Raw genomic sequence first — 17,491 nt, forward strand, 5'->3', positions numbered from 1 at the left:
AGCAATCTCCTAACGCGGCATGACTCGCCGCTTGCGAATCATTGAAAGCGGGGTCACTAATCCCAGAGTGGTGATGAAAATCACGGCCATTCCGCTACCTAAAGTTGTTAGGAAGCCCGTTGGTTGGGTGATGTCATCAGTTCTACCGCCGTAATAAAATAAAGTTTCACGAGTAAATCCGGTTAGGTGACGGGCAAATAATTGCCGAAAAGCCCGGTTCATATCCACACTTTGATAGCCTTCCTGCAGCAGATGGCCAAAAACGGAGCGGTTCGCATTGGTTAGAAACTGGATCAATTGGTCATTAAACAGAATGATCAAAAAGACACTGATCATAAAACTGATCCAGAAACTAAAGAAAGCTTCAAAAGCATACTGCAAGCCAATGGACATACTGCTTTTGCCTACTAAATAAAGCGCGTCGGTTTCAGAGCGGCGATGATGCCATAGCCAAGCCGTGCCGATCAGCCAGCAGATACCATTGAGGATCATGACCCGATTCAACAATGATTGCGCAGACTGAACCATTTTGATATGTGCCTGACCAACCTGCGTACTCAGCAGAATGGCTTCTTTATTTTGATCGCCAAAAGAATTAAGACGCTGCAGAAATGCCCCTTGTGCGGATTGATCGATCATTTCACTTGTCATCAGCATGATGCTGATCAAGCAGAACGCAACCGACAGCAGCATCATCACAATGTAATAACGGCGATGATAACGGAAACCCGAGAACGTTCGCTCAAAGAAATGCATCTACCCGTTCACCTCATAAGCAGTATAAGCAAAGAATTTGAACAAAGTGTGAACTTAAAGCGAGCATTCACTATGTTATTTGATTTGTTTGGTTCGAATGTCGACTGTTTCGGAGCTGCTAGATTCGGATTCGCTTGCAGACGAATCGGTTTGTGCCTGGACTTTTTCAGGGAAATCGGTGATTGGCTGGGTGTCATCGGCTAATTCAGGAGCATCGGTTTGATAGAGGTTGGTGGTTGATTGGTCATTATTTTTACTGTAGAGACTGGTGCTCTTGCTGCCGAGACTGTGTTCGAGCGACAAGACCTTGCTAAGACTCTGGTTGTAGTCATACTGGCCCGGATTAACCGGTTTGAACCCCAACGGCACATAGAAACGCAACAAATTACGATTGGCCACATCATCAGAGAGGCTTAACCGTGTATCAACCGATTTCTGGTCTTTGGTGATGGCCGCCTGCAAAGTAGGGGTCATGGTCACGAGTTTGCCAGTTGTGTTGTCATAAACTTTGCTGCCTAAAACAGTGTATTTAGGCGTCACAAAATTATGATTTCGGAATGCTACAACGTTATCATGTTGGCTTGAAAGCAGATCCGTGCCAAATTGAACATAGCGTTTGCTGCTGATGCCCAGCAAGTGCAGTAATGTCGGCAAAACATCAATTTCACCGCCATACGTATTATTGACGCCGCCTTTGAGACCTGGCATATGGAAGATTAACGGAACCCGCTGTAACTGCGCATTATCGAATGCTGTCCACTTGCTGGGATCTTTACCTAATAACGGTGCCAGGGTCGTATTACGGTCGTTACTGATCCCAAAATGATCCCCGTAAAGCATGACCAGTGAATTCTTTTCCAAACCGCTGGTTTTCAGGTAATTGAAGAACTCGCGTAACGCCTCGTCAAGATAATGGGCCGTTTTAAAATAGCCATTAATCGTTGCGTCATCGGTCCCAGCATCTGGAAAGTCGGAATCTGCCTGCGTAATATAAAACGGATTATGATTGCTGGTCGTAATGATCTTCGTGTAAAACGGCTGTTGTAGATGCTCCAGATATTTAGGCGTTTCGGCCAGCATCAATTTATCTTTAATGCCGTATTCCGTTGCGGCCTTTTCGTCATGATTATAAAAGTTACCGGAAAAGTAATCATCGTAGCCAAGGCTTTTATAAACATTGTCTCGGTTCCAGAAAGAAGCAGAACCACCATGAAAGACCGCGCTGGTATAGCCGGCGCGTTGTTTAAGAATGGCCGGGGCACCTTCAAAGGTATTTTCCGTGCCAAGACTGCTGAACAGTGAGCCGTTCGCAATCCCGAACGTGCTGGTTTCCAACATGTTTTCTGCATCACTTGTTTTGCCGAGGCCGACTTGGTGGAAGAAGTTGTTGAAACTGAGCGTGTCCTTTTCCTTGATCAATGAATTGAGAAATGGGGTGACTTCCTGGCCGTCAATTTTTTGGCCGATCAAAAACTGCTGGAAGCTCTCAAGGTGGATGATAATGACATTCTTGCCTTTAGCTGCGCCGTAATAGCTGGCGTTAGGGGCGGCATAATGAGAACGAGTGTATTGCAAAACTGGATCAAGATTGGCGCTATCTGCCTGGGCGCGAACCTGATTGTTCTGGGCGGTTTTCGCCGCATCATAAACCGTAAAAGGTGCCAACCCTAAGTATTTGACAATGTAATTGCGGTCAAAAGTCCGGGTCAGCAGCTGCGGGCGATTCATTTCACTGGTAGCGGTGAGCAAGGCAAAGAAGGCCACGCCAAACACCGTAACTGCTTGCGGTAAGTGGTAAGGCATGCGGCTGGTATCAAGCGATAAGCCAAAATGCGGCCATTTTAGTGGTTGATTGTGAATATAGCGCCAGATGTTCCAAACGCTGTAGCCCATATAAGTTAACGCAACCAGGGCAATATCCAGTACATAAATGATGTCATGTGGCTTCACCATGCTCAGTGAACTGGCGCCAAGTCCCTGGCTGACCTTTGAAACGCCGAGGATGGTTGTGACCGTCAGAAAATCGGTGAACTCACGATAGTAAAGGACGTTAGCGAGCAATAATAAGTTACTTAATATGTAGACAATGATGCCAACCAGATAAGCACGCCGCGCATGTTTTGGATAAAGCCCTAACGAGAGCAAAATGATGCCAGTGCCTAAGGGGTTGAGGATGAGTAAGGTATATTGCAGCGGGTCATTTAGGCCTAGCGAGAAATCAAAAAAATAGCCAAAAAGCGTTTTAGCCCACAGTAAAAAAAGCAGGAGCGCCAAAAAGCCGATCCGGGTATTGCGAAGCCACAATAAAAGGCGATTGAGTCGTAACCGTTTCAAAGCGGTAACTCCTTTCCACTTTGTTCTTTGTCATTGTACCCGCAAATAGGCAATTGCACAAAGAGCGCGAGCGGGGCCGGTTAGAAACCGGAGCATAAGCGGCCTTGGGCGTGATGGCCGGGCTTTGACCATTACGCCCGAGGTCCTTACACGCAGGTTTCTGGGTTGGTGAACGCGTTTTAATTTTTTTAGCCAACATTTCCGCACCGAAACAGCATACCGCAACCAAGTCAAATCCAGTCAAGACTGGCTGATTCTTATGGAGTCTTTAAAAGTTATTGAAATCCAGATGTACGGTGGGTATCCGGTAGGTGGTTTGCTACAATGACTACTGGAGGTAACGTGATGCTTTTTCTGGGGCCATTTTACAATTGGATTAACAGCACATCATTAAGCCGCGTCAACCATTTTCCTTTGGTGCGGCTGGTGGTTTATAGTTTGGACAAAACGATCCTTTACCTATTAATATTTGCGGCATTACGGTGCTTCTGGCTGCTAACGACTCACCGGCGCACATCATTTGGCCATGAACTTAAACTGGGTCTGTTTGTGGGCTATTTAATCTTGCTGTTTGCGTTGACAGTTTTCCGTGATGTTTATTACCCATGGCAGTTGACGTTTCATTGGGATCGACCGCTTTCAGTGATTAACTTACAGCCACTTGTTGAAACATTGAAGTTGCGGCAAGCGGCGAGTCATTTTGATCTATGGTACCAATCACTGGGGAACATTGCCTGGTTTATGCCATTAGGGTTTGGCGTGCCTTGGATCAGTACACATCGGCGACGACTGGGTTCTGCCATCGGAATCGGATTGGTGACATCCCTGAGCATTGAAACGCTGCAATTCTTGCTGATCAGCGGGGTGGCCGATATTGACGACGTGATTTTTAATTTGATTGGCTCCATCCTGGGTTACGGTTTTTACCGCATGTGGCATCTACATCGCTAACCGGTGTCGAAAAGATTTTTGCGTGCCGAGTATCGATTAAACCAAAAGTTCTCTTAGTTTTCTAACTGATTTTTTGGTTGTTTTGCTACTGGAAAACCGATAGAATACTAGCCTGTATTCTATTTTTAGCTTAACGATACGATATATAGAAAGAGGCGCGTTATGGTAATTTTACTTGCGCTGATCCCGATGTTTGCCTGGGGCTCCATTGGTTTGGTCAGTGGAAAACTTGGAGGCAATGCGTATCAGCAAACTTTGGGAATGACGTTTGGCGCGCTGGTTTTCGGCGTTGGAACCTTGCTCGTCATGCACCCGGCGCTAGATAGCAAAACCTGGCTGCTTGGTATTATTTCCGGGCTTTTTTGGGCGTTGGGCCAAGGCCAGCAGTTTCAATCAATGAAGTATATGGGTGTCTCGATGACCATGCCCATCTCCACGGGTATGCAGCTCATCGCGACTACGCTGGCTGGCGCGTTGCTATTTCACGAATGGCACAACGGCAGGGATGTGACGCTTGGCATTTTGGCGTTGGTATTACTGATTATTGGTGCTACGTTAACGTCACGGCGCGAACAAAACGATGATGTCACTTCTGCGTCTGGCGTGTCCAAAGGCATCCGGACCTTGCTGATTTCCACAGCCGGATATGCTGGGTACACCATCATTGTTAACGCAGGTCAATTAGGGGCACTGGCAGTCGTCATGCCGCAATCTGTGGGGATGATTATTGGTGCTTTATTAATGAGTATTGGCCATCAGCCTTTTGCCAAGGCAACTGTGAAGAATATTTTGACTGGGCTGCTTTGGGGTACCGGGAATGTTTTCATGCTCTTATCCATGGCGAAAGTCGGGTTGGCAGTTTCTTATTCGCTCTCGCAAATGGGCATTGTCATTTCGACATTTGGCTCCATTTACTTACTCGGCGAACGCAAGACGCACAAGGAAATGGTCTGGGTCAGCTGGGGTTCGGCACTCGTTATTCTCGGCGGCGTTGTGCTGGGCATCATGAAAGCAAAGTAATCTGATGAGAAGTTGCCGGATTGCTTGCTTTTTTACAAATTCAATTTTAAAGTTAACTTGTTAGAGTGTGAATTTGAACAGCGCCCTTTGTTGGTGAAAATTTTGTTTGGAAGCGGTGCCGCAATCTTTTTATGATGGCGGTCAAAGCAAAAGTTTTGGCGGCAATTGACGTATTTAGAGGAGGAACGCACACGATGTCGTACATCAAATTTGATTCATCTAAGCTGGACAAGTTCGTTCATGCCAATGAGCTTGAACAGATGCAGCCGTTGGTAACTGCAGCTGACAAGGAATTGCGTGAAGGAACCGGTGCCGGTAAGGATTTCCGCGGTTTTCTTGATTTGCCGGTTAATTATGATAAAGATGAGTTTGCCCGGATCAAGGCAGCAGCCAAGAAGATTCAGGGCAACTCACAGGTCTTCGTTGCGATCGGGATTGGCGGTTCTTATTTAGGTGCACGGATGGCCGTTGATTTTCTTTCCCAGACCTTCCGCAACCTTGATCCTGATTTGAAGTTCCCAGAAGTTTATTTTGCAGGTAATTCAATCTCCGGTACTTATCTGGCTGACTTGCTCGACATCATTGGTGATCGCGACTTCTCGATCAATGTCATCAGCAAGTCTGGTACGACAACCGAGCCTTCAATTGCTTTCCGCATTTTGAAGGCTAAGTTAATTGAAAAGTATGGCAAAGAAGGCGCCAAGGAACGGATCTACGCCACAACCGATCGGGCCAAGGGTGCTTTGAAGCAAGAAGCTGACGCTGAAGGCTACGAAGAATTCGTTGTGCCGGATGATGTTGGCGGCCGCTTCTCAGTTATGTCCGCAGTTGGCCTGTTGCCAATTGCTGTAGCTGGCGGCGACATCGATGAAATGATGCGCGGACTCGGCGATGGTCGCAAAGCTTACGCATCCGCTGACTTGAAAGAAAACGAAGCTTATCAATACGCCGCTTTGCGGAACATCCTGTATCGCAAAGGCTACACCACCGAATTGCTGGAAAACTACGAACCAACGCTTCAGTACCTAGGCGAATGGTGGAAACAATTGATGGGTGAATCTGAAGGTAAAGACCAAAAGGGGATCTATCCTTCAAGTGCCAACTTCAGTACCGACCTTCACAGTCTCGGCCAGTACATCCAAGAAGGTTTGCGCAACTTGATGGAAACCGTTGTTTGGGTTGAAGAGCCTAACCGCGACCTGACCATTCCAGACGACACTCAAAACCTCGACGGCCTCGGCTATCTCGCTGGCAAGAAGATGTCCTTTGTCAACCGCAAAGCCTATGAAGGTGTTGTTCTGGCACACACCGATGGCGGCGTACCGGTTATGACTGTCTCCATTCCTAAACAAGATGCCTACACCTTAGGCTATCTGATCTACTTCTTTGAAGCAGCCGTTTCAATCTCCGGCTACCTGAATGGCATCAACCCATTCAACCAGCCCGGCGTTGAAGCATACAAGAAGAACATGTTCGCATTGCTCGGTCGTCCCGGGTATGAGGATATGACGAAGGAATTGAATGCGCGGCTTTAGTAGCAGGGGCTTGCGCGTTTTAAATTAATATAAAAATAGTGCTCCAGAATCTGTATGGGAAAGTTCGTGGGGAAGTTTTGGTGAAGGCTTCGAATTTTTCAACAGATTCTGGAGCTATTTTTGTCCGATTATCCGTTAAGATAATTCTCAAATTGTTGATGATTCTCTTTGTTTTTGGTTGGTGAAAATTCCGCATAGATTTGTGTGGTTGAAATATCTTTGTGGCCAAGGTCGTCTTTGATGTCATCTAGCTAGGCCTAATCCTGCTTCTCGCATCAGTACAGCTTGGGTGTGCCGTAAGTCATGAATGCGTATATGGGGAAGTTTGGCTCGTTTGGTGATGCGGTTGAATGCCCCAGTGGTGGCAGGAGAACGAATTGGTTGTCCAAACTTTGCCCTGGATGAGTATGTGAAGACAAAGTCGTTATTGTGGTTAGTAGCAAATCTAAAGCTGGAGATATTGCCTACGTTGAAATGGCGTTCATATTGCAGTTGGAGCAGGCTCGGTCATATAACTCGGTGCGAACAGAACCGGTTGTCTTAAGTCGATCTAGTGCGATCTTCCCTTTGTTTGCTCCAGTCTCGGCACGATAAATTCGTGTAGCATTGACGGTCAACGCATTGGTTGCTTCTGGATATGTTAAGAAACAAGTTGATGTGTTGAGTTCGGCTGTTAAAGCACAGTATAATGGCGTCAAGAAAAGCATGTAGAGCTAAGGGCACTCAGCCTGAAGGATTGGCGCGCAGGTGTTGCGAATGGATTCAAAACTGAAAAACTGGTGTATATGGCCAAGCGGCACAGCCAGTTAGTCGCACAAAGTTACTCGTGGAGAACTGAATCCAGACGCATACAATAAGCACGTGGCGGGGACACCTGATTTTTCGAGTTATGTCAATGGCCGAGTGAACCCCGTCAGTGAACTTATAATCTGGTTTTCTGACGCGCAAAAGCTGCTGGACAAATATGGTGATTCGAAAGCAGAAGGCGCAGTTATCTTTGAAGTCTCATCAGCAATTGGCTGCTTTGTTGATGTTAATGGAAAACGGACTCCAACACGTTGGAGTCGTGTATCCTATAGTAAAACCGGTGCGTATATCACACCGCTAAAGCCAAGACAGAAGGGATGAAGATGAACATCGGTGAGATGAGTTTTCCAGATATTTTGAAAAAGTATCGTGATCGCAATGTTCAGGTTACGTTTAAGGATGGGCATATCCAAGATTTTTATGTTGAGGAAATAGAGAATCAGCTTGACGGTTGGGATGATGTTCTTTTCATGATGGATTCGCTCAAAGGTGACGGCCCTGGAGAAGTATGGCTGCACGAAATTAAAGATATTAAAGCTCTAAACTAGCACTCACACCATTGTGGGTGTTTTTTCTTGCAATGGTGTCAAGGCCATTAAATGGCCTATTTCTTATGTCTAAAAGGAGCCAAAATAATGGACCAGCTAAAGGAATTCGCAACACAAGTGGTTCAAGCACTCAAGGAGAAGGGCGAAACTAACGAAACGAAGAAGCTACATGCCATGGCTCTATTGCTTGAGAAGGAGAAGGTGTTAGGTCTTGAACCCTCCGAACAAGACATCAACAAAGCCCGTAGAGAATGCGTATGAAAATGGCCTTTTATGACTGTTTTGACTACCGCATCGGGACCATCATATATAGAATGTATGGTTTCCCCAATGGTGCTGACGGCACAGCGAACTGTAGTGGATCCGTTTCGTAGACACAGGCTGTATATAACATCAGCGGTTTGCGATCAACGGTATTACTTTGCAGTCAGCTAGCAGCTACTGATTTTGTATAAATCTACGTCAAGGCTGGCGGTGACGACAATGGTTGAAATATAAGCATTCAGCACGGACGATATCGTCCTGATGAGCTGGTTATCTGCTGGCGTGACGTACAGTTAGGGCGCTGGCAGTCACGTTGGCATTATCCATGACGATAACGAGACTTATGAGTTTTGTAATTATTGAACCGGTGGATAAGCCAACACCACCATCACGCGGCATGATGTGGCAGCTTACATTAAGGACCCCATTAGTAACGGTCTCCGTTATTACGAGATGTAGCGAAAGAGTGGCACAGCTCCCGCAATCTCCGTAACTAGCACGACTACTTCGGTACGAAAGATCAATGTCACTTGAGTTAAAACTCAAAAATGACGGCTAACCAAACCCAATTACCGACTTTTGCAGCGGAGAATGGTGGCTATGTCCTGCGTTCTAATTACAACTATACTTAGCTGTTCTGCACTCTCATTTTCTTTCATCGGTTTGCTTCACGGTGTTTTTCCGCTGAAGACTATTTTTTACTTACAGTTTCAGTATTTGCTTTTTCTTGGCATCGAATTCTTCCTGTGTGATGATGTTGTCATCCAAAAGTCCCTTTAATGTTCTTAACTGCTCATCCAGTGAAGAAATTGGTTTTGGCTTTTTTGGTGCTTTTATATCGTCAGAATTTGGAAGTTTTGTTACCTTTTCATCAACGGAGTGAATTCTATTCGGATCGTCTTCGATCCAATCGAAAACTGGCGAGATTTTAACGTTAAGAATTTTACTCATATGGTTTGCTTGGTGCTGCGTGATCGGATAAGTCTTAAGAATTACTAAATCAGTGCCATTCTTTGGGTCAAGAATAAAGTATCCGTTAGTTGGGTTTTCGACTGGAATATTAATTTTCTTTGCTGGCCGAACAACCTTAGTTTCCGTCTTTTTAGGTTGAGCGGTTACAGCTCCAACAACAGCACCAGCAGGACCAAAAACGCTTCCGGCTATTGCACGTGCAACGCCGTGACCACCTTTTGTCTTAGTTTTCGTCTTTTCTTTTCGGTTAACCAACGTTTCTTCATGCATACCGCCACTTTGCCAACAAAAATAGTTTAAAGTGTAAACAACAGAATTAACTCTTGGGTCTGTCTTCGGATTATTGATTTGCACATCACCATTGATGTCACGACTTATTGTAACTTTGTCGTACATTTTTCCGTCGGGTAGGCCATCGAAAATGCGAAGTGTTAGCGAATGCTTCTTGATATACTTGTGCGCGTCTGCCTGTTCAGTTGATTCGCCCTTTTTTCCAGTGATGTTTTTAAATATTCCCATTTTTCTCCTCCAAAATTACATGAAATGATCAGCAGATGTTAATCAAGTCATGCTTTTCATCTGTTGCAGAATATCAAGTAAATCTATAAGCTTGATCCAAGTTTTCTTGAATTCCTTTGACGTTGACAGAACAAAATTGACCCAAAGTGTTGAGAGAGCCTCGATCAGCTTAAATTTCAAAACATCTTTTAATGTTTGATTAGAGACATAACTACTCCGTATACTCCATCCGCACAATCTCAAGCGGTTCCGCCAAAAAGTCGTCAATTCCCGCTAGAAACTTTTGGAAATGCGCCGTTTGGTTATGTAGTTCGACAGCTGTGGCGTCTTGCCAATGCTCGATGATTTCATATTTGTTGGGGTCGGTGAGGCTTTGGAAGTGATCGTAGCTAAGATTGCCGGCTTCGGCACGCGATCCTTCGACCAGCAGACTGATGAAGTGGCGATACTTGTCCGTCAGTTCTGGCTTTACCTTTAACGTGACATTAATGACTTTCATTTGAATCCTCCTAAAGGGGTTTGGGTTTGTTGTGGCGTAATGTATTGACAAAGGCGTTTAAAGAGACGCCTTAACATAATTTCATTATACCCGATTACTAGCAATTTACCGCGTCATAATTGTTGCAAGTGGGTGAGATCATAGCTGAATGATTGGGCTGTGCCAAAAGTGATTTGGAACATCACAAACGAACCCACTTCAACAATTGAAAATGGCCGAAGAAAAAAGCCGTACGGACAAATGTTGTCTAACGGCTTTCAGTAAAGGATTCTTGTGTTTTAGTTTTTGGTACTGGTACCATCTGCGTAATTGATAGTATATCCCGGTTCAACGTTGAAGATATAAACGTTGAATCGAACTGTGTCGTCGCCAACGCTTTGCGCCCGCATTTGGACACCACGAGCAACGAGCTCATTGCCGCGGAAGATTGGCTTGACTTCATAACGCACGTAATGCTGGCTGTTTTGTTTGAGGTAGTACGCGATGTCCATTTCATGAGCCAACATGAGTGGACTGTTAAGCGTTTGGGTTCCCGTCATCAGGTTCTTAGGATTGTTATTTTCACCAGTCAGCTGGTAACCGATCAGATGGCTGCGATTGTAGAGCCATCCGTGTGCTGTCTTTTTGTTATGCCAGCCGGTTGGATTCCAGGTGAGGGGTTCACGTTTGGCTGAGGGCATCAGCGATTTGTTCAAAAGTGCATTCGCATCGGTGACGCGATTTTGGCTGTCTAAATCGCTGTAAGTTGCCCAGGCACCTTTTGCTGTGGAAAGATCGCTTTTGTTAAAAGCGGGGTCATTGTTGTTGACGGTTATTTCTTGTTGACCGGTGTAGTCAAGACTAGCTAAGTTGCTGGTATCCGGGGAACTGCTCGGGGCCTCTGATGCTTTTACTTCTGGTTCCTGCTTGTTTAAGGTTGTTTTGAGTTTGCTGACCTGTTCACGTTTGTCAGTGATCGCATCGTCAAGGCTGCTGATAGCTGACGCGGTTTTCTTGTTAAGCTTGGTCTGACTAGCCACCGGATCGACCACTGTTTTTGCTGATTTCGAGCTGCTTTCAGAACTGCAGCCGACTAACAGGACACCCAGAACGACTAAGGGGGTGAGGTATTTCATTATTTTTCTTTTCATCATCGCAGCGCCTTTCGGTAACCATGAGCTTGTGCATCAGCTTCAGTCTTGAAGTAAACGGCGTTAGCAGAATTCATGTGATATCCTGCTTGACCTGGAACGTGATAAATCATACTACGACTGTTGCCGACAATAGTTCCCTGCTCTGCAGTATTCATATCGCCTTGATTAGTAGGCGCCTGTTGTTGAGTTGCGGCAGCTTGCTGTTGCTGTTGTTGCTGTTGTGCAGCAGATTTCTTTGCTTCTTCTGCCTGCTGTTTAGCTGCCGCAGCAGCTGCGGCGGCTTGGGATAAAGAAGCTGCCTGTGCAGATGACGCCGCGACTTTGCTGGCTGATGCTTCCCGCGACGCGGATTCTGAAGCTGCCGAAGATGCCGACTCTTCAACAGCCCGCGATGACGATGCACGGGCGTCAAGTTGGTCTTCCAGCTTGGTTTGTTCCTTCTTCAGTGCCTTTAATTCTGAAGACTTCTTAGCTTTGGCTGCTAATAAAACCTTGCCGCGCGTCTTTTCCGACTTTAAAAGACTTTTCTGCTTTGCAGTCAGTTTCTTGGTGGTTGTTTGCGCTGATGAAGCTGTTGATGGTTTTGTGTCGACCATCGGACTGCCCACAAACATGAGCACAATGCCGCCGATCAATATAATAAGGTTGAAACGTTTCGTTAATGGATGCTTGCGTTGCCGCACCAAACGAATCGTGCCCCAGACTGTACCAATCAGTCCGAGCATGACAAATAAATTGCCCAGTGTTGACATTTTTCTCCTCCAAATTCCCTAGTGACAATTGTACGAATATTGCGATTAAAAAATATTCGTATGAACTTATTTCTAAGGTTTATTTTCCCAGAAAAAAAGCCCAACGGCAAGCGTCGGACTTAATTTTTGACTTATGACTGCGTCGGATTCAATTTATGACTTTACAACGTCAACATTGGCATAAAGATTGGCGATAATTGCCAGCATGTCTTTTTCGGTTCGTTCCCAGCTGATTGTTTTCAGATAAGCTTGGGCTTTTTCAATATGCTGTGTGATCGTGTCAGGATTTGCACATGCTGCCTGAAGCGTTTTGGCAAGATCACGCTCATCAAGATGACAAGAGAAGTAGGTATTGTCTTTCAAGAAGTAACTGCCTGTGCCTTCCTTGAAGTCAATCAAGGGAAGACCAGCACTCATCATTTCGTAAGGGACTAAAGAGAAATTGGTCATCGAAGTTGCAATGCCAAAATCGGCTTCGTGATAAAGCTGATTGAGCTCTGGTGGCGTGAGTTTTCCGAGATTCTCACCATTAATAAAGCGTTTGCTACGGCCAGTTCCGAAATAATTGATTTTGAGGTCAATACCCTTAGCTCGCAAAAGGTGGCGGCAATTTTCGAGGACAATTTGAATTGTGACAGGTGCTCGACGTGGACTGCTCCATTTGGTGTAAACAGCCAACTTAATTTGCTGTTTTTTTGGATATGGAGCGGTGTCGCGTTCTTTAAATGGGTATCGAGCAACATCGACTGGGAAATTGATGACGTCAATTGGACTGTTGACTTGGCAATGCGTTGTGATCATATGGGCGCACCAAGGCCCAAGCGTTACCATGTGCAAGCCAAGACTGTAAGTACGTCGGGCCATCTGGTAGCGGTCGCCGTAAGGGTAAAAATACGGTTCGTAGTCCTGGACAAAGTACATCTTGTAGCCGGGTTTGTTTTTAATGATGTAAACCGATTCCCATAAAGTAGCGATCCAGATGTCAGATTGGTGCGATTCGAGTTCGCCCATAGGCAAGCATGTGCCTTTATAGCCAGGGTAATTAAATTCGGCGTTTTGAATCATTTCGTCTTGGCTTTGCGGGACATAGCTGAGGTAATAAACGTCATAACCCGCGTTGGCTAGGAGCGTGCCTAAGTGTAACATGGTTGTTTGGCCGCCATCATAACCGATGATTCCGGTTGAGACAAACGTTATTCGATTACCACGCGGCTTGGTCTGATCGGCCGGCCGGTCATTGAAATATTTAAGTATCTGATTATACTGATGAATGCTGCCATCAGGGGCATCATTAAATTTAGTTTTTGCAGGTTTCACAGCCGTTCCTCCTATCAATTGGCATACTGAGCATGTAGGCCACAAGCAGAAAAATGGGTAGAAAAAAGAGGCCTGGTGCCACTGTTGTTTTTACAGCAGCAGTACCCGTTTAATGAAAAGATTCTGCGAAGACCTAATGTTTAATTTAGTTTACATAATAACCGTAAGCCAAATATTAAAAATTTTCAAGTTTGCCCGGAACAGAGTGCGTGACTGAGCGCGGTTATAAGTCGGTCTTGAGGAGAGCTCGACCATTGCGACAGAGGCTTCTACATGCTGACTTTCGCGCGGACAATCGTATTTCAGAGCTGTATGATTAAAAAGTCTAAAGACATTATGAGGGTTATACAGAAAACTTAGAAGATAGCCAATATAAAAATCCTAATAAATGCTTATCTTTACCCTTGGAGAGGCCTGTGCTAGTGTGAGAGTATCCATATCAATGAAAGAACAGGTGAAGTTATGTTAACGATTGGTGTCATGGGCTTGGGCACAATTGCCCAAAAAGCATATTTACCGGTTTATGCACAAATGCAAGACCAGGTGCAGTGGCTGTTGAGCACCCGCGATGAAGATAAATTACAACAACTATCAAAGCAGTATGGACTGGCTGCGGCGGGAAATTCGTTGGAAGCGTTAGACGCAAAGCAGCTTGATGCCGTCATGATTCACACGCCGACAGAAACTCACTATCAATATGTCAAACATTTTTTGGAAAAGGGTATTCATGTTTTTGTTGATAAACCATTGGCAACTGACATGGGGCAGGTTAATGAACTTTATGACTTGGCTGATTCCCAGCATGTGATGTTGACAGTCGGGTTTAATCGTCGGTTTGCCCCAATGATTCAGGATCTGGCCCAGGTGGCAGATAAGACCGGTGTGCGCGTCGACAAGAACAGAATTGACGCACTTGATGACACAAAACATGCCTTGTGGGATCTCTTCATTCATCCAGTAGACACTGCGCTCATGTTAGCGGGCTATCCTGAAAAACCAAATACGCGGTATGCCTTGCATACAACTTCAGACGGCCAGCTGCAACAGGCAAGCGTGACTTTCACGGCACCTGGCATTCGGGGGGAAGCCGGTATTGACTTACAGGCCGGCACCAATCTTGAAGAAGCGCAAGTTGCGTCTCCGAGTGGCGTCCAAAGAGTGCAGAATTTAGATCAGCTGGTTGTTTATGGTCGTGGTGGTGCGTCACAGACATTTGCCCCGAATTGGCAGCCAATGTTGGAGACACGTGGCTTCGCTTCAATGGTTCAAGCCTTCGTACAGGCTGTCGCCGATCCAGACAGCAAGAATCCGGTATCACCTGCGACCAGTCAGCTGGCACATGCTGTTGTCGCGGATCTGGTTAATCAGATTCAAGAATGATCGCTATTTTCATGGATTGCTAGTTGAGAGACTATTTAAAATAGTGCCAACTAGCAGGTGACCACTCTGTTTAGTTTGTCATGGAGGACACAAGATATATGTATCAAAAATCGTTTATGGAAATTGCCGATGAAGAAGCGCGTGCCAATGTTAATGGATCAGATGGCGGTCCTTTTGGGTGCGTCATCGTCAAGGATGGGAAGATCGTGAGTCGCGCTCATAATCAGGTTTTGGTCGACCATGATCCGACTGCACACGGTGAGATTACTGCCATCAGAAAAGCCGGGCAAGCGCTGGAAACCCATGACTTGTCCGGTTGCGAACTTTATACTTCGGCGATGCCTTGTCCGATGTGTCTCAGTGCGATCATCTGGGCCAATATCAAACAGGTTTATTATGGCAACACGGCGGATGACGCTGCTGCGATCGGATTTCGGGACGCGGCCATCTATGACTTCATTAACGATGGGCTGAAAGGGAAGATGCTTTCATTGAGTCAGCATGATCGGGATATGACGATTGGTGCTTTTAAAGCGTATCAAGTGGCCCAAAAGAAACTGTATTAGTTGTGCAAGTGCTGCCATTGGTTTGCAAGGTGCGGCGCGGACAGTATGCCAGGCTATGAGGGGATCGCTTGCGGTCGACAGATGGTTTTGTATTGGCCACACAGATGGTTTTGTATTGGCCAAATACAAGATGGTTTTGTATTGGCCAAATACAGTGTCAAGCGATTTTCGACTTTGACAGTAAATTCCATAAAACATGCGTCCGAAAACTGGACGCGAGATGATCCTAATTAGACTTGAATCGCTTGTGAATTCTTGTATGGATATCGTTCGGCGACCAACTGTTTAACCCTTGTCCTGTTAATGCCAAGAGAATCAAGGTAATCGCGATAGTTGGCGCGGCGCCACGGATGCGTAATTGCCGGGATTTTCTTGGTTCGTTTAGGAGTTGGTGCCGCAGCTGGCGTAAGATCGAATTTGGCTGACATGAACTGTTCTTTTGGCACACAGAAAAGGTCGTACACCTGGTCATCATCAGTGGTCATATAAAGTCTGCCCGTGAAGCTTTTGATGACTAAGACCTTCGTATGCGGGGGTAAGTAAACCAATTCGCCATTCCGGTGTGGCAGATAGCGTTTGTTATCAAAGCGAACACAATGTCCGTGGCCGATGCTGCGTTCATTGGCAATGATCAAAATATTGTCAATTTCCTTGGGTGTTAGTTGCTTATCAAACACCGACATGCTACTTTTGATGGTAGATGCGAAGCGGTCATTGTAACGCTTGATAAAGCCGACCAAAAACCGATTGGCATCTGCGATTGTGGTGATGTTATGCAACCGCAGTTCACTTGTGAGCCGATCTTGAAAAGTCTCCAGAAGACGTTCTATACGGCCTTTGGCTTGCGGAATACTGGTGACCGAAAGTTCTGTTCCAAGTGTCTGGCAGGCATAACCGAAACGTGTAAGAGGGTTCTCGGTCGAAGGTGAGCCCTCTTTTTTGTTGCTGTTAAACACGGTGCGCCGATCCGTTAGGAATTCTGCTGGAGCGCCATAATCGCGAAGAACTTGGGCAAACACATGATAATAGCCGCTGAGTGTTTCTTGTTTGGCAAAGTAGCCGCCGACAACGTTCCCGGACTGATCATCAATGGCTGCGTGTAAGGTGGTTTTTTGAGTACCAAACCAATACTCCCAGGAAGCATCCATTTGTACCTGTTCACCAGAATAATGTTTCCGAGGACGTTCTGGATGGGCTTTGATGTTTTCAACGACCTCGATGGCTGACAAGGTGGCTTCATCACGTTTGGATAGGAGCTTGGACTTCTTTTCTTTTTCTTTTAATTCACGCTTGATCCGACGTTTTGTGGCCTTGTGAGCTTTGGGTGAGAGAATGTGGTGGTGTCTGAATAAGAGTCGGAGTGAGGATTCGGAGATGGCGATTTGTTCGGCAGTGGTTAAGAACTCGTGAAAATGGGCGATGTTGAATCCGGCATACTTGTTGGTGTACAGACGAATAATCTGGCGTTCGAGTTGCGCGTTGCGTTTGTTGGCGGGCTCACGACCGGCATTGCCATGGATAAAGCCGTCTTTGCCTTGTTGCTTGTAAAGCTTGATCAATCGGTAGATGGTTCGTTCGGAGCGCTTGAGCTTAACGGCTGCGCGTTGCACGGAGGTCTTACCATTGACCACTGCTTTGATGACTTGGTAACGTTCTTCTTCTTTCATTGTTAAGACAACCTTCTTCATGTGATTCCTCCTAGATGTATCTTCTAAGAGGTTACAGTTTTTGTGACACTTTGGCTAACTGCTTACTTAAGACAATATCGCTTGCGGTCGACAAGATGGTTTTGTATTGGCCAAATACAGTTGACTTTTCTAAGGTTTCCTGTAGAATAGTTTGGGTACGATAAAGCGCCACTCATTGCCCGTTGGTCAAGGGGTTAAGACGCCGCGTTCTCAGCGCGGAAACACGGGTTCGAATCCCGTACGGGTGAGAAATAGAATCAACCAGATAAAACGGAATCCTCAAAATGCCTTTATAACGGCGTTTTGGGGTTCTTTTTTATTTGGTAACAAAAGTCGCGATGCTTTTTCGGCACAGACATTGCCTTCAGCTAGTTCACTACTTACTTTCGGAGTCCTCTGAACTTGATCTATCGTTACAGAGTAAATGGTAGCGATGAGAAGACGATCTCC

The 17,491-nt window shown here is 45.8% G+C and carries 16 protein-coding genes, 1 tRNA gene and 3 pseudogenes; 9 read left to right on the forward strand and 11 right to left on the reverse strand.

The genetic code is table 11. From position 1 onward, the window contains the following. Positions 1 to 9 precede the first annotated feature (9 nt). Both LACPH_RS05235 and LACPH_RS05240 read right to left on the reverse strand, forming a co-directional pair. The gene (locus LACPH_RS05235; RefSeq protein ID WP_274784711.1) at positions 10 to 756 is read right to left on the reverse strand and encodes a hypothetical protein; all 747 of its coding nucleotides are present in this window, start codon (positions 754 to 756) and stop codon (positions 10 to 12) included. A 75-nt stretch (positions 757 to 831) separates the two neighbouring features. After that, entirely contained in the window at positions 832 to 3,090 is a 2,259-nt protein-coding gene (locus LACPH_RS05240) for an LTA synthase family protein (protein ID WP_274784712.1), read from the reverse strand. 345 nt (positions 3,091 to 3,435) lie between these two features. On the opposite strand from LACPH_RS05240, the gene LACPH_RS05245 reads away from it, so the two are divergent. The 3 genes from LACPH_RS05245 to LACPH_RS05255 all read left to right on the forward strand — a co-directional run bounded on the left by LACPH_RS05245 (position 3,436) and on the right by LACPH_RS05255 (position 6,596). Further along, complete coding sequence (locus tag LACPH_RS05245) at positions 3,436 to 4,041, forward strand: VanZ family protein (protein ID WP_306387433.1); 606 nt, start codon at positions 3,436 to 3,438, stop codon at positions 4,039 to 4,041. Positions 4,042 to 4,203: 162 nt separating this feature from the next. Continuing rightward, a complete protein-coding gene (locus tag LACPH_RS05250; protein ID WP_306387434.1) occupies positions 4,204 to 5,061 on the forward strand; it encodes a GRP family sugar transporter in 858 nt (285 codons plus the stop codon). Between the two features lie 194 nt (positions 5,062 to 5,255). Beyond that, a complete protein-coding gene (locus LACPH_RS05255; protein ID WP_274784713.1) occupies positions 5,256 to 6,596 on the forward strand; it encodes a glucose-6-phosphate isomerase in 1,341 nt (446 codons plus the stop codon). A 128-nt stretch (positions 6,597 to 6,724) separates the two neighbouring features. On the opposite strand, the pseudogene LACPH_RS05260 reads toward LACPH_RS05255, so the two are convergent. Next, positions 6,725 to 7,219: pseudogene (locus tag LACPH_RS05260) on the reverse strand (tyrosine-type recombinase/integrase); the annotation flags it as partial. A gap of 211 nt (positions 7,220 to 7,430) precedes the next feature. On the opposite strand from LACPH_RS05260, the gene LACPH_RS05265 reads away from it, so the two are divergent. From LACPH_RS05265 to LACPH_RS05275, 3 genes are all read left to right on the forward strand, one after another. Beyond that, positions 7,431 to 7,724: a polymorphic toxin type 50 domain-containing protein gene (locus LACPH_RS05265; RefSeq protein ID WP_306387682.1), complete on the forward strand. Its 294-nt coding sequence runs from the start codon at positions 7,431 to 7,433 to the stop codon at positions 7,722 to 7,724. A gap of 2 nt (positions 7,725 to 7,726) precedes the next feature. Continuing rightward, the gene (locus LACPH_RS05270) at positions 7,727 to 7,951 is read left to right on the forward strand and encodes a hypothetical protein (protein ID WP_274784714.1); all 225 of its coding nucleotides are present in this window, start codon (positions 7,727 to 7,729) and stop codon (positions 7,949 to 7,951) included. An 87-nt stretch (positions 7,952 to 8,038) separates the two neighbouring features. Beyond that, on the forward strand, positions 8,039 to 8,212 hold the full coding sequence (locus tag LACPH_RS05275; protein WP_274784715.1) for a hypothetical protein: 174 nt from the start codon (positions 8,039 to 8,041) through the stop codon (positions 8,210 to 8,212). Positions 8,213 to 8,917: 705 nt separating this feature from the next. Here LACPH_RS05275 and LACPH_RS05280 read toward each other — a convergent pair. From LACPH_RS05280 to LACPH_RS05300, 6 genes and pseudogenes are all read right to left on the reverse strand, one after another. Beyond that, the gene (locus LACPH_RS05280; RefSeq protein WP_274784716.1) at positions 8,918 to 9,706 is read right to left on the reverse strand and encodes an SHOCT domain-containing protein; all 789 of its coding nucleotides are present in this window, start codon (positions 9,704 to 9,706) and stop codon (positions 8,918 to 8,920) included. A 211-nt stretch (positions 9,707 to 9,917) separates the two neighbouring features. After that, positions 9,918 to 10,205: a putative quinol monooxygenase gene (locus tag LACPH_RS05285; RefSeq protein ID WP_274784717.1), complete on the reverse strand. Its 288-nt coding sequence runs from the start codon at positions 10,203 to 10,205 to the stop codon at positions 9,918 to 9,920. A 278-nt stretch (positions 10,206 to 10,483) separates the two neighbouring features. Continuing rightward, positions 10,484 to 11,059 (reverse strand): annotated as a pseudogene (locus tag LACPH_RS05290) (DNA/RNA non-specific endonuclease); the annotation flags it as partial. 86 nt (positions 11,060 to 11,145) lie between these two features. Continuing rightward, positions 11,146 to 11,335, reverse strand: a pseudogene (locus tag LACPH_RS14270) (DNA/RNA non-specific endonuclease); the annotation flags it as partial. After that, a complete protein-coding gene (locus tag LACPH_RS05295; RefSeq protein WP_274784718.1) occupies positions 11,335 to 12,090 on the reverse strand; it encodes a sunset domain-containing protein in 756 nt (251 codons plus the stop codon). The gene LACPH_RS05295 and the pseudogene LACPH_RS14270, both read right to left, overlap by 1 nt. A 153-nt stretch (positions 12,091 to 12,243) precedes the next feature. Then, positions 12,244 to 13,407, reverse strand: a complete 1,164-nt coding sequence (locus LACPH_RS05300) for a glycosyltransferase family protein (RefSeq protein WP_274784719.1) — start codon at positions 13,405 to 13,407, stop codon at positions 12,244 to 12,246. 462 nt (positions 13,408 to 13,869) lie between these two features. On the opposite strand from LACPH_RS05300, the gene LACPH_RS05305 reads away from it, so the two are divergent. Then, a complete protein-coding gene (locus tag LACPH_RS05305) occupies positions 13,870 to 14,787 on the forward strand; it encodes a Gfo/Idh/MocA family protein (RefSeq protein WP_274784720.1) in 918 nt (305 codons plus the stop codon). 98 nt (positions 14,788 to 14,885) lie between these two features. Beyond that, the gene (locus LACPH_RS05310) at positions 14,886 to 15,353 is read left to right on the forward strand and encodes a nucleoside deaminase (protein ID WP_274784721.1); all 468 of its coding nucleotides are present in this window, start codon (positions 14,886 to 14,888) and stop codon (positions 15,351 to 15,353) included. 230 nt (positions 15,354 to 15,583) lie between these two features. Here LACPH_RS05310 and LACPH_RS05315 read toward each other — a convergent pair whose 3' ends face one another. Both LACPH_RS05315 and LACPH_RS05320 read right to left on the reverse strand, forming a co-directional pair. Next, positions 15,584 to 17,041, reverse strand: a complete 1,458-nt coding sequence (locus LACPH_RS05315; protein ID WP_306387440.1) for an ISNCY family transposase — start codon at positions 17,039 to 17,041, stop codon at positions 15,584 to 15,586. Between the two features lie 31 nt (positions 17,042 to 17,072). Next, positions 17,073 to 17,213, reverse strand: a complete 141-nt coding sequence (locus LACPH_RS05320) for a hypothetical protein (protein ID WP_306387441.1) — start codon at positions 17,211 to 17,213, stop codon at positions 17,073 to 17,075. A gap of 4 nt (positions 17,214 to 17,217) precedes the next feature. Here LACPH_RS05320 and LACPH_RS05325 point away from each other — a divergent pair. After that, positions 17,218 to 17,289, forward strand: a tRNA-Glu gene (locus tag LACPH_RS05325). Positions 17,290 to 17,491 lie beyond the last annotated feature (202 nt).

Origin of the sequence: Lacticaseibacillus parahuelsenbergensis, from assembly GCF_030770265.1 — a bacterium.
GTDB lineage: Bacteria > Bacillota > Bacilli > Lactobacillales > Lactobacillaceae > Lacticaseibacillus > Lacticaseibacillus casei.